Below are 11,389 nucleotides of genomic sequence, written 5' to 3' on the forward strand. Positions count from 1 at the left end.
AAGCGGTCGGTGATGTAGCGGTTCGACAGCTGCGCGGCGGCGACGAGCGCCGAGTCCGAGATGCGCACCTTGTGGTGCTGCTCGTACTTCTCCTTCAGGCCGCGCAGGATCGAGATCGTATCCTCGACCGTCGGCTCCGACACGAAGACCGGCTGGAAGCGCCGCGCGAGCGCCGGGTCCTTCTCGACATGCTTGCGGTACTCGTCGAGCGTGGTCGCGCCGACGCAGTGCAGCTCGCCGCGGGCGAGCGCGGGCTTCAGAAGGTTGGAGGCGTCCATCGCCCCGTCCGCCTTGCCCGCACCGACCAGGGTGTGCATCTCGTCGATGAAAAGGATGATGCCGCCGTCGGCGGACGTCACCTCCGACAGGACCGCCTTGAGGCGCTCCTCGAACTCGCCGCGATACTTCGCGCCCGCGATCAGCGCGCCCATGTCGAGCGCCATCAGCTGCTTGTCGCGCAGGGATTCGGGCACGTCGCCGTTGACGAGGCGCAGCGCCAGGCCTTCCGCGATAGCGGTCTTGCCGACGCCCGGCTCGCCGATCAGCACCGGGTTGTTCTTTGTGCGGCGGGACAGGACCTGGATCGTGCGGCGGATTTCGTCGTCGCGCCCGATCACCGGGTCGAGCTTGCCCTCGCGTGCGTCCTTGGTGAGATCGCGGGCGTACTTCTTCAGGGCGTCGTAGCCCTGCTCGGCCGACGCCGTGTCGGCCGTGCGACCCTTGCGCAGGCTCTCGATCGCCGTGTTGAGGCCCTGCGGGGTGACGCCGGCCTTGGCGAGAATCTCCGACGTCTTGGCGCTCTTCTCCAGCGCGAGGGCGAGCAGCAGCCGCTCGGCGGTGACGTAGCTATCGCCCGCCTTCTTGGCGATCTCCTCGGCGGTCGCAAACACCTTGGCGGTGGGCGCGGCGAGATAGATCTGCCCGTTGCCGCCCGACACCTTCGGCAGCGCGTCGAGCGCCGCCTCGACGCCGAGGCGCACATCCTTCGGCCGGCCGCCGGCGCGCTCGATGAGACCGGAGGCAAGCCCCTCCGAATCGTCCACCAGCACCTTCAGAAGGTGCTCAGGGACAAACTGCTGGTGATCGCGCGCCATCGCCGCGGTCTGGGCGGCCTGGATGAAGCCGCGGACCCGGTCGGTATATTTTTCCATGTCCATTCGTCGTCTCCTTGTCTCGCGCGTCACCCGGCAAACGGCATGCGTGCGAAAAAGCGTGGAGTCGGCCGCTCGAAAGCCGGCCGCTGGGGAGAGATATGGGACGCTCCCGCCTGTGGCAAAAGGGCATCAGGTGGGGGTGCCGAAATTTTTCGCGAGATGCGCGGAGCCCCGGAGTGATGCTCGTTCACCGCACCCGCCGAACAAGTTTGCGTGACGGCTAAGGGCCGCGATTGTCCGTTCATGGAAGGTCGTTAATGGTTTGTTAGACAAATCATTCGGATGCTCCCTCACCCCATGCCCGAGTCATTCAGTATCCGACCCCGCAGCGAAAGCGCCGCCGTGGCCGAAGCCGCCTGCCGGCTCGAGGACAAGGTCTGGGGGCATCTCGGATATCTCAATTTCACCGATGCCCACCACCGGCACTACGACACGATCCTGACGCGTTTCGGCGATCTCCAGCTTTGCCTCGTCGACGACGCGACGGGCGAGATGGTGGCGCTCGCCAACTGCACGCCGATCGCCTGGGACGGCGCGGCACTGCCGGCGAGGGGCTGGGACTGGCTGGTCGAGGAAGGCGCGCGCGACGACGCGCCGGCGCCCAATACGCTCGGGGCGCTTGCGATCTCCGTACCGCCGCGCCATCGCGGCGCGGGCCACGCGCAGCGCATGATCGGCGAGTTGAAGACGCTCTGCGAGCGCCAGGGCTTCTCCTCCCTGATCGCCCCGGTGCGGCCGTCCCGCAAGTTCGGCCACCCGAGCGTGCGCATGCAGGACTACGTCGGCTGGCAGGACCGGGAGGGCCGCTGCTTCGACCCCTGGCTGCGCAGCCACCTGCATCAGGGCGCGCGCCTCGTCGGCGTCTGCGACCGTTCGATGGTGGTGGAGCAGCCGGTAGCCTTCTGGGAGGCCTGGGCCGGCCGCCGCTTCGAGACCTCCGGCCCGTTCGAGATCGAGGGCGGCCTCGTGCCGCTCCAGATCGACCTCGACCGCGACGTCGGTCTCTACGAGGAGCCGAACGTCTGGGTCCGCTACGACGGCGTCGCCGGGGCGCGGCTCAACTAGGCCTTTCGCGCGCGCACCAGACCGGGGGCACGGCGCCTTTCGCGAACATCCCGCGTCCATTCCGGCGGCAGGCGCTCCACTTGAGGTAAAGCGCCCTCCGCGAGGCGTCGGCTCATCCAGAGGGCGCGGGCACAGCGTCCGTTGGCATGCGTGAACGGGGCGAGCGCGCGGAACGCCGCATAGAGCTGCCAGGGCGACAGATCGTCGGAAAGAAGCTCGTCGATGCCGTAAAGCGTCGAGGCGTCGGGACGCTCCTCGACCGCCGCGCGCCCGTCCGGTCCGCTGAGGTGCGCCCGAAGGAGGACGACGTTGGCGGCCCCGACCCGCCGCCGGGCGAAAAAGCCGCGATGGGCGGCGATCTCACGGGCCGTCGCGGCGCGCTCGATGCCCGACAGCGCGTTGCTGGCCGCCACGAAGTCGGCCACCCAGGGCTCGAATGCGCAGGCCGCCAGATCAAGACCCATGTCGCTCCCCCGACGAGGCGAACGACCGATCCGACGCTTCGTCCCGGCAAATTGCAACAGGAAAGATGAAGCCTTTCGAAAGGATGCAGCGCTTAAGGTCTTCGTTCGAGCGGCGTCCTCGCCGTGCCTTTTGCTCCGGAGCCGGGTCGGCCATGCAAAACAGGATGGCTCTTCCTCAGTCCCACGCACGATCGACGGCGATCGCGATCCGGGTCCTCATCTTCGCGCTCGGCGTCGCCCTCGTCGGGCTGACGGCCTGGCTCGGCTGGTCGGCCAACCACAACGAGGTCGAGGCGGAGCGCCGGCGCATCGACAATGCGCTCGACCAGACCATTGCGGGCGTCCTCGACCAGCAGCGCAGCGTCGCCTGGTGGGACGACGCGGTGCGCAAGGTCGCGATGGATTTCGACGCGGAGTTCACCGCATCCAACTTCGGTCTGTTCCTGACCGAGACCTACCAGCAGGACGAAGTCTACATCGTCGACGGCATGAACCGCCCGGTCTACACGCACCGGCGCGACCAAACGGAAGACGATACGTCGTCACCCGGGCAGGTGTCGTCGCGCCTTGCCAAACTGAAGCCGATTCTCGACGGCGTCCGTCGCGACGAGCGCTCCTTTTCCAGCCGCCGTCCGGATCTCTTCCTCGACCGGCAGGCCGCCTATCAGAAGCTCGGCGGCGTGCGTACGACGGCCAACTGGTTCAGCGCCGTGGTGATGGTCGACGACGAGCCCTCGATCGTCACCGCGATCACGATCGGCCCGAACGTCGACATGTCGCTCGTCATGGACCGGCCGTATCTTCTCGTCAGCATCGTCAGGATCACCCCGGAGGTGCTCGAGCAGGTCGGAAGCTCGCTCCTCATCTCCGACCTGCGGCTGACCCCTGAACTCGGCGAGGGCCCCCTCACCGCCTCTGAGCCCTTCGTCACGGACGAGGGCCACACTGCGGGATACCTGACATGGAAGACGGCGGCCCCCGGCCAGCCGATCCTATCGGTCATCCTGCCGCTCGCCGCGATCCTGTCGATCATCGGCGGCGTCATGGCCGGCCGCATGCTGACGCGCATCGAGGTCGCGACCGACGCGCTGGCCGTGCGCGAGGAGAAGGCCCGGCACGACGCTCGCCACGACGACCTGTCGTCCCTGCCCAACCGGTCGGCCTTCCACGACGAGGCCGGCCACAGGGTGGCAGACGCGCTCGCTTCGTCCGGCCGCCTTCGCATCGGCTACATCGATATCGACCGCTTCAAGGACATCAACGACACGCTCGGCCACCACAAGGGCGACATCCTGATCCGCGAGTTCGGCGCGCGGCTGCGGCGCACGCTCCCGCAGGACATCTTCCTCGCCCGCATCGGCGGCGACGAGTTCGCGATGGTGGAGAGCGGCCACGCGGTGGAGCGCAACGACATCGGCGCCCTGATCGCGGAAGCGCTCGCGACGCCGCTCCAGGTCGAGGACCTCGCGGTGACCATCACCTCGTCGGTCGGCATGGCATCGCTGCCTCAGCACGGCACGACGCTCGACGACCTGACCCGCCACGCCGACATCGCGCTCTACGAGGCCAAGCGCCAGGGCCGCAACCGCGCCGTCACGTTCGACGGCTCGATGGCGAAGGACCTGTCGGAGCGGCATCGCATCGAGACGAACCTGCGCGAGGCGATCCGCCTGGAAACCCTCGAACTCTACTACCAGCCGCTGGTCGACGCGCGCACCGGCCGGATCGAGGAGGCGGAGGCGCTCCTGCGCTGGCACCATCCCGAACTCGGAACCGTGCCCCCATCGGTGTTCGTGCCGATCGCCGAAGAGGGCGGCCTGATGCCCGAGCTCGGCGATTTCGTCCTGCGCCGCGCCGTGCGGCAGGCGCGCGACTGGCCGGACCTGTCGATCGCGATCAACCTGTCGCCGCTGCAGTTCCGCCATCGCAACCTGACGGACATGCTCCTGACACTCACCGATGCCGACGGCGTCGACCCGCGCCGCATCATTCTCGAGGTGACGGAAAGCCTTCTTCTCAACGTCAACACGCAGACGGCCGACACGCTGAAGCGCCTTCGCCGCGCCGGCTTCCGCATCGCGCTCGACGACTTCGGCACGGGCTATTCCAGCCTGCGCTACCTCCTCGACCTGTCGTTCGACCTGATCAAGATCGACCGCTCCTTCGTCAGCGGCACGCAGCAGCAGGTAGCCGCCCACACGATCGTCGCCGCGATCGTCGAGATGGGCCATGCGCTCGGCAGCCGCATCGTGGCGGAGGGCGTGGAGACCGAGGCGGAACGTCAGTCCATGGCGGCGCTCGGCTGCGACCTCCTGCAGGGCTACCTCTTCGCCAAGCCCCTGCCGGCGCCGGGGCTCGCGGGCTTCGTCGCCTCGTTCAACGCCGACGTCCAGCGCCGCACCCTCGACGAGCGGGAGGCCGCGCAGGGCGCCTGAGCCCCGCTGCGCCGCCCTCACGCGCGCCGACCGGCCTTCCGGTCGCCCGGCGTTCGTGCCAAGAGCGGCGGATGGCCTTTCAGGGATCTTGGGTGATGACGAGAGCGAACGGCGCCTACAGCTGGGATCAGTTCGATTCCGAGAGCTACTTCCAGCACTATTACGGCGAGCCGCATGTCGACGACGAGGTGTTGGTCGGGCTGGTCAGCCGCGCCATCGCCCGTGCCGAGCCGGCCGGCCGGCCGCTCGAGACGATCGACATCGGCACCGGCCCGAACCTCTTCCCGCTCCTGTGCGCCCTGCCGCGCGCGAGCCGCCTGACGGCCTGGGAATTCTCGGCAAGCAACGTCGCCTGGCTCGAGGCCGAGTTGCGCGCGCCGCAGCTCCGGCCCCAATGGAGCCACTTCTGGCGCGTGGTGGAGGCCTCCGTCGGGGGCGACGTCGCCCTTCCCGCCGATCCGCTGCGCGAGCTCGAGGCGCGCACCACGATCCGCCAGGGGTCGGTCTACGATCTGCCGGAGGCGGGCTGGGACCTCGCCACCATGTTCTTCTGCGCCGAATCGATCACCGGCGACGAGGCGGAGTTCGACCGCGCCTGCGCGCGCTTTGCCGGCTGCGTGCGCCCCGGCGGCACGGTGGTCGGCGCGTTCCTCGTCGGCTCGTCCGACTACGAGGTGGCCGGGCGCCCGTTCCCGATCCTCGACGTGTCGCCGGAGCGTGTGTGCGCCGTCCTCGAGCCGACGATCGGCAATCTCCATTGCGAGACGATCGGGCTCGTCGACCGCGAGATCCGCAGCGGCTATTCCGGGATGCTGTTCGTCTCGGGAACCCGCCGCGACGCCGGCGCCTGACGGTTCAGCGATCCGCTTCCCGGGCGGGGGTCGGCAGGGCTCCCGCGCCCACGATCCGGCCGGGATGGGTGAACACCTCGAACTCCTCGCCGCGCACCACGGCGACGAGCGTGATGCCGGCCTCGTCCGCTTCGCGAACCGCGAGCTGCGTCGGCACCGAGACGGCTGCGAGCAGTCCGCAGCCCATCATCGCCGCCTTTTGGATGAGTTCCACCGAGACGCGGCTGGTGAGGACCAGAAAGCCACCGGACGCTGCGATATCTGCGGCCGCCAGACGCCCCGCGACCTTGTCCAGCGCGTTGTGGCGGCCGACATCCTCGCGCACCGCGACGACCTCGCCGGCCGCCGTGGCAAAGGCTGCGGCATGCACCGCGCGGGTGCGCCGGCCGAGCCGCTGCCGGTCGCCCATCGCGCCCATCGCCGCCGCGATCGCCTCCGGCCGGACCATGACGCCGCCCGTCACGACCGGCAGCGTGCGCGCCGCCAGTTCCAGGCTCTCCACGCCGCAGAGACCGCATCCGACCGGCCCCGTCATCTGGCGCCTGCGCGCCACGTAGCCGGCGGCACGCGCCGGCGCGAGCCAGAGCCGGCAGTCGATCCCCGCCGCCGTCGCCTCCACGTCGAGGCGCTCGATCTCGGCGGGATCGGAAACGATGCCCTCGTTCAGGGCGAGGCCGAGGGCAAGGTCGGGAAGGTCGGCAGGGGTCGCCATCATCACCGCATGGGTCGAGCCGTTGACGGAGATCGCGACCGCGACCTCGGACGGCAGGTCGCGCGTGGCCGCCTCGAACCGTCCGGCGCGAAAGCGCACGGTCGGGACGGCCCTGGCCTCGGCTTCCGCCCCCTCGCTCGCCATCGACACCCCTCCCGGCCGCATCCGCGCTCAGATGGCGCGCAGCATGCCCTGCCCGACCACGGGGCCTGTCGGCTGGCCGGTCGGCGATCCGCCGGTCGGCTCCATCGACACGGCGAGCGCCGCGCCGGGCGTGCGCATCATCTGCATGCCGGTTCCCGTCCGCGCGCGCAGATCGACGCGCAACGGGGCCGCCGGGTCGACGAGGCCGAGCGAGATCGGCGCGCCGCCGGCCGGCACCAGCCACAGCTCGGGCACGCGCCCATCCTGCGGCTGCAGCGAGACGGGCATCAGCGTCGCGTGGCCGCCGTCGGGGTCCACCACGGCCACGAAGAGCGGCGCCCCGCCATCGGCGGAGATCGACGCCATCATCGGGGCCGCAGCCGGGCGAAGGTCGAGCGCGAGGCCGGCAAGGCTTGCGGCCGCGAGCGCCATCGAGCCGATCGCCAGCCACTGCCAGATCGCCGAGACGCGGCGCCCGGTGCGCGCCGGCTTGCGGGCTCGGGCCGACGGCGCGTCGGCGCGCGCATGGGTGGGATCTGCAATGCTTCTTGCGGCTGCGCGAGGCGCCCCCGCCGGGCCGAGTTCGGCCTCGATCGCCTGCCAGAGGCGTGCCGGCGGCGACAGGGCCGGGGCGGCGTCGAGAAGCGGCTGGAGCCGCTCCTCCCAGAGCCCGGTCTCGCGCGAGAGCGCCGGGTCGATGCGCAGCCGCCGCTCGAAGGCGCGGCGCTCGGCCGGCGCTAGGAGGCCGAGCGCATACTCGCCGGCCAGGGCCTCGTCGCCGCCATCCCGTTCGTTGCCCGCGCTCATTCTTCCAGGCATCCCTTCAACCGGATCAGGCCCCGCCGGATCACGCTCTTCATCGTTCCGAGCGGTACGCCCGCTCCCTGCGCCAGGTCCTCGTAGGTCCGCCCCCCGAAGAAGGCGGCCCGGATCGCCTGCGCCGCGCGCGGCTCCAGCCCGTCGAGGCAGCCGGCCAGACGCCGCGCCTCGCCATCGGCCTCGAGCTGCGACAGGGCGTCGGGCGTTTCGTCCGCCACCTCGTCGGCGGCCTCGAGATCGGTCCCGGCGCGATGGTGCCGGAGCGCCCGCAGGCGGTCGATCGCCCGGTTGCGCGCCAGCGTGCACAGCCAGGTGATCGGGCTGGCGCGCGAGGGATCGAAGCCCGAGGCCCGGTTCCAGACGGTGACGAAGACGTCCTGCAGGACGTCCTCGGCTTCCGCCTCGTCGTTCAAGATACGCACCGTCACGCCGAAAAGCTTCGCGCTGGTGAGATCATAGACGATTCGGAGCGCGTCGCGTTCGCCGTCCGCCACGCGGCCGAGGGCGAGGACCAGGCGCTGGCGCGCGTCTTCGGACGAGGGGCCGTGCAGCATACGTCTCCGGGGCATCGAACAGGGAACCGGACGGCAGGCCGCCGGATTGCTCGGATCCAGTCATACCGGCCCTCGAGGAGGAAAGCCATGTCCGCCGTTTCCCAGTCCACCCTGCGCGTCGAGCGCGAGCCGCAGCCGGTGAACGTCACGTTCCACGACACCGTAATCGCCTCGACGACCGAGGCGCTGCGCCTCTACGAAGGCAATCGCGAGCCCGTCCTCTACATCCCGCGCGAGCATGTCGAGATGGCCTATTTCGACGAATCCGACAAGCGGACCACCTGCCCGCTGAAGGGCGAGGCGCGCTACTGGTCGATCTCGGCGGGCGGCTACGGCGAGACCGACGCGGTCTGGTCCTACGACGATCCCAAACCCGCCGCGCGCGACATCGCCGGTTATCTCGCCTTCTATCCCGACAAGGTGCGGATCGTCGTCGGACAAGGGAAATAAGCGTGGCCAAGCGAATGGAACGGATGGTCGCTGGGGTTGTTATGGCGGCCACAGGGACGTTCTTTCAAGGACACACAACCATGCGTCGTTTCATTCTCGCCACTGCTGCTCTCGGCCTCCTGGCCGGTCCGGTTCTCGCCCAGACCACCGTCGTGACCACCACCGAGCCGAAGAGCGAAGGCGAGCAGGCTGCGGGCACGCTGGCCGGCGCAGGCACCGGTGCGGTGGCCGGCGCGCTGGTCGGTGGTCCGGTCGGCGCTGCGATCGGCGGCGTCGCCGGCATGGCGATCGGCGGTGCGGCCTCCGCGCCGGACGAGGTGCGCCAGTACGTCGTCGCCAACCCGACCCAGCCGGTCGTGGTGGAAGGCAAGATCACGCAAGGGTCGGTCATCCCCGGCACCGTGACCCTCGTGCCGGTGCCGTCGAACCCGGAATACGAGTACTTCTACACCTCGGACAACCAGCCGGTGATCGTCTCGAAGGCCGACCGCAAGGTCATCTACTACGCCAATTGAGCATCGCTCGACTGATCGAAAAGGGCTGCCGCGCGTCTTTCGCGCGGTGGCCCTTTTTTTCGTCTCAGCGGTCGCTGTGCCCGAGGCTGCGCTCGGGGTCGAGCCGGTCGCGCACCCGCTGCTTCAGCACCTTGGCTTCCGGAAAGCCGCCGTCGGCCTTGCGCTCCCAGATCGTCTCGCCGTCGTAGGCGATCTCGAACACGCCGCCGGTGCCGGGCAGGAGCGCGACTTCGCCGAGATCCGGCCCGAAGGTCTGCAGGAGTTCCTGCGCGAGCCAGGCCGAGCGCAGGAGCCACTGGCACTGCGTGCAGTAGCGGATGGTGATGCGGGGGCCCGGTTTCGGTTCCATCGGCGTCCTTCCAGCGACTGTGCCTCGACCCAGCCTCTAGTGAAAATTGCGCCCCTTGGGCAAGACCGCGCGCATGCCTCTGACCGTCTCCTCGCCGACGTCGCGCGTCGACGGCTGAACCACACGCACCGGGCGGCGCACCTCGTCGGCCGAGGCCAGCACGGCGCCGAGCGCCGCGGCCGCCTCGGTCAGGTCGTCGTCCGGCATGGCGGCGGCGTGCCGGGGCTCGGGATGGCGGCGGAGCGGGCTCTTCACGTGGTCGGTCGGCTGCAGGATGCGCGCGCCCTCCAGCCCGCGGTCGGCAAGCCGCGACAGGAGCGGCGTCAGGTCCTCGATCGTCTCGGCGACGAGATGGATCACCCCGCGGTCCGCCTGGACCCGCCCCGAGACGCGGACCAGCCGTGCACCGAGCACCACCGGCCGGAAGCGCTCGAAGACCTTGGTCCAGACCACGATGTTGGCGACGCCCGTCTCGTCCTCCACCGTCATGAAGATGACGCCCTTGGCGGAGCCCGGCCGCTGGCGGACCAGGACGAGCCCGGCGACGCTGGCGCGCCGGCCGGAGCGGATGGTGTCGAGCGTCTGCGCGGGGGCGATGCCGCGCGCCCGAAGGTCCTCGCGCAGGAAGGACACGGGATGCGCCTTCAGGGACAGGGACAGGAAGCGGTAGTCGTTGACCACGGCCTCGCCGAGCGGCATCGCGGGAAGCGTGACCTCGGGCTCGGCCGTCACCTCGCCGAGCCCCTCGAAGAGCGGCAGGCGCTCGGCCGCCGCGCCCTCGCTCAAGCCCCGCGCCGCCCAGAGCGCGTCGCGGCGCGCCAGACCGAGGCTTGCGAAGGCGTCGGCGTCGGCCAGCCGCTCCACCGCCTGCCGCGACAGGCCGGTGCGCAGCCACAATCCGCGCACCGAATCGAACGGACCCGACGTGTCGCGCACCCAGACGAGGCGCCGGATCTCGCTTTCCGACAGGCCCTTCACCTGCCGGAAGCCGAGGCGCACCGCATGGCGCGTGCGGATTGCGGCCGCCGCCTCGCGGTGGCGCGGAAAGACGGCGGCGGGATCGAAGGGGCAGGGCTCCAGTGTCCCGTCCCAGCGCGAGGCGTTGACGCAGACGGGGCGCACCTCGACCCCGTGCTCGCGCGCGTCGCGCACCAGCTGGGCCGGCGCGTAGAAGCCCATCGGCTGCGCGTTCAGGATCGCGGCGCAGAAGACGTCCGGATAGTGGCACTTGATGAAGGCCGAAGCGTAGACGAGGAGCGCGAAGGACGCCGCATGGCTTTCGGGAAAGCCGTATTCGCCGAAGCCCTCGATCTGACTGAAGCAGCGCTCGGCGAACTCCTGCGTGTATCCGTTCCGCAGCATGCCGGAGACCATGCGCTCGCGAAAATCCTTCACCTGCCCCGTGCGCCGGAACGTCGCCATGGCGCGGCGCAGCTTGTCGGCCTCCGCGCCGGTGAAGCCGCCGGCGACCATCGCGATCCGCATCGCCTGCTCCTGGAAGAGCGGCACGCCGCAGGTGCGCTCCAGGATCTCGCGCAATTCCTCCTTCGGATAGTCGACGGGCTCCAGCCCCATGCGCCGGCGCAGGTAGGGATGCACCATGTCGCCCTGGATCGGGCCGGGCCGCACGATCGCGACTTGGATCACGAGATCGTAGAAGACGTTGGGCTTCAGCTTCGGCAGCATCGTCATCTGCGCTCTGGACTCGATCTGGAACGTGCCGAGCGTGTCGGCCCGGTGCGTCATCCGCCAGACGGGTGCGTTCTTCGGCTCCATCGGCAGCGTGTCGAGCGAGGCAGGGCGCCCGTCCAGCGTCGCCTCGCCGGGGTAGAGCGTGTTCAGCATGTCGAAGGCGCGGCGCAGGGCGCTCAGCATGC

General features: G+C 70.0%; 12 protein-coding genes. 5 read left to right on the forward strand and 7 right to left on the reverse strand.

Annotated elements, in window-relative coordinates; translation table 11 throughout:
- A partial coding sequence (locus tag QZ753_RS09440; RefSeq protein ID WP_294643109.1) for a Clp protease N-terminal domain-containing protein occupies positions 1 to 1,157 on the reverse strand: 1,157 nt, incomplete at its 3' end.
- 339 nt (positions 1,158 to 1,496) lie between these two features.
- Here QZ753_RS09440 and QZ753_RS09445 point away from each other — a divergent pair.
- Positions 1,497 to 2,219, forward strand: a complete 723-nt coding sequence (locus tag QZ753_RS09445; RefSeq protein ID WP_294643111.1) for a transferase — start codon at positions 1,497 to 1,499, stop codon at positions 2,217 to 2,219.
- Here the strand turns inward: QZ753_RS09445 and QZ753_RS09450 are convergent.
- Positions 2,216 to 2,683, reverse strand: coding sequence for a hypothetical protein (locus tag QZ753_RS09450; protein ID WP_294643113.1), 468 nt, complete (start codon positions 2,681 to 2,683; stop codon positions 2,216 to 2,218). The genes QZ753_RS09445 and QZ753_RS09450 overlap by 4 nt on opposite strands.
- 164 nt (positions 2,684 to 2,847) lie before the next feature.
- Between QZ753_RS09450 and QZ753_RS09455 the strand changes: the two genes are divergently transcribed.
- Both QZ753_RS09455 and QZ753_RS09460 read left to right on the forward strand, forming a co-directional pair.
- On the forward strand, positions 2,848 to 5,118 hold the full coding sequence (locus tag QZ753_RS09455; RefSeq protein ID WP_294643115.1) for an EAL domain-containing protein: 2,271 nt from the start codon (positions 2,848 to 2,850) through the stop codon (positions 5,116 to 5,118).
- A 95-nt stretch (positions 5,119 to 5,213) separates the two neighbouring features.
- Positions 5,214 to 5,969: a hypothetical protein gene (locus tag QZ753_RS09460; RefSeq protein WP_294643117.1), complete on the forward strand. Its 756-nt coding sequence runs from the start codon at positions 5,214 to 5,216 to the stop codon at positions 5,967 to 5,969.
- A gap of 4 nt (positions 5,970 to 5,973) precedes the next feature.
- Here QZ753_RS09460 and fdhD read toward each other — a convergent pair whose 3' ends face one another.
- The 3 genes from fdhD to QZ753_RS09475 are packed head-to-tail and all read right to left on the reverse strand — an operon-like array spanning position 5,974 to position 8,198.
- Positions 5,974 to 6,825, reverse strand: a complete 852-nt coding sequence (gene fdhD, locus QZ753_RS09465) for a formate dehydrogenase accessory sulfurtransferase FdhD (RefSeq protein ID WP_294643119.1) — start codon at positions 6,823 to 6,825, stop codon at positions 5,974 to 5,976.
- Between the two features lie 27 nt (positions 6,826 to 6,852).
- Positions 6,853 to 7,632 carry an anti-sigma factor gene (locus QZ753_RS09470; RefSeq protein WP_294643121.1) on the reverse strand — a complete coding sequence of 260 codons (780 nt, stop codon included), beginning with the start codon at positions 7,630 to 7,632 and terminating at the stop codon, positions 6,853 to 6,855.
- Positions 7,629 to 8,198 carry a sigma-70 family RNA polymerase sigma factor gene (locus tag QZ753_RS09475; protein ID WP_294643123.1) on the reverse strand — a complete coding sequence of 190 codons (570 nt, stop codon included), beginning with the start codon at positions 8,196 to 8,198 and terminating at the stop codon, positions 7,629 to 7,631. The genes QZ753_RS09470 and QZ753_RS09475 overlap by 4 nt, the downstream gene beginning before the upstream one ends.
- 87 nt (positions 8,199 to 8,285) lie before the next feature.
- On the opposite strand from QZ753_RS09475, the gene QZ753_RS09480 reads away from it, so the two are divergent.
- Entirely contained in the window at positions 8,286 to 8,648 is a 363-nt protein-coding gene (locus QZ753_RS09480) for a DUF427 domain-containing protein (RefSeq protein ID WP_294643126.1), read from the forward strand.
- An 80-nt stretch (positions 8,649 to 8,728) separates the two neighbouring features.
- Positions 8,729 to 9,163, forward strand: coding sequence for a DUF1236 domain-containing protein (locus tag QZ753_RS09485; RefSeq protein ID WP_294643128.1), 435 nt, complete (start codon positions 8,729 to 8,731; stop codon positions 9,161 to 9,163).
- 64 nt (positions 9,164 to 9,227) lie between these two features.
- Here QZ753_RS09485 and QZ753_RS09490 read toward each other — a convergent pair whose 3' ends face one another.
- Together QZ753_RS09490 and QZ753_RS09495 are read right to left on the reverse strand one after the other, a co-directional pair.
- On the reverse strand, positions 9,228 to 9,512 hold the full coding sequence (locus tag QZ753_RS09490; RefSeq protein WP_294643129.1) for a SelT/SelW/SelH family protein: 285 nt from the start codon (positions 9,510 to 9,512) through the stop codon (positions 9,228 to 9,230).
- Between the two features lie 36 nt (positions 9,513 to 9,548).
- Positions 9,549 to 11,389: OB-fold nucleic acid binding domain-containing protein (locus tag QZ753_RS09495; RefSeq protein ID WP_294643132.1), on the reverse strand; the 1,841-nt coding region annotated here is incomplete at its 5' end.

This window comes from uncultured Aureimonas sp. (assembly GCF_913775355.1).
Lineage (GTDB): Bacteria > Pseudomonadota > Alphaproteobacteria > Rhizobiales > Rhizobiaceae > Aureimonas.

Excerpts from the sequence above, each read along its gene's own strand:
- QZ753_RS09485 (WP_294643128.1), top strand. The coding sequence starts at position 8,729 with ATGCGTCGTTTCATTCTCGCCACTGCTGCTCTCGGCCTCCTGGCCGGT.
- QZ753_RS09470 (WP_294643121.1), bottom strand. The coding sequence starts at position 7,632 with ATGAGCGCGGGCAACGAACGGGATGGCGGCGACGAGGCCCTGGCCGGC.
- QZ753_RS09480 (WP_294643126.1), top strand. The coding sequence starts at position 8,286 with ATGTCCGCCGTTTCCCAGTCCACCCTGCGCGTCGAGCGCGAGCCGCAG.
- QZ753_RS09490 (WP_294643129.1), bottom strand. The coding sequence starts at position 9,512 with ATGGAACCGAAACCGGGCCCCCGCATCACCATCCGCTACTGCACGCAG.
- QZ753_RS09460 (WP_294643117.1), top strand. The coding sequence starts at position 5,214 with ATGACGAGAGCGAACGGCGCCTACAGCTGGGATCAGTTCGATTCCGAG.
- QZ753_RS09475 (WP_294643123.1), bottom strand. The coding sequence starts at position 8,198 with ATGCTGCACGGCCCCTCGTCCGAAGACGCGCGCCAGCGCCTGGTCCTC.
- QZ753_RS09455 (WP_294643115.1), top strand. The coding sequence starts at position 2,848 with ATGGCTCTTCCTCAGTCCCACGCACGATCGACGGCGATCGCGATCCGG.
- QZ753_RS09450 (WP_294643113.1), bottom strand. The coding sequence starts at position 2,683 with ATGGGTCTTGATCTGGCGGCCTGCGCATTCGAGCCCTGGGTGGCCGAC.
- fdhD (WP_294643119.1), bottom strand. The coding sequence starts at position 6,825 with ATGGCGAGCGAGGGGGCGGAAGCCGAGGCCAGGGCCGTCCCGACCGTG.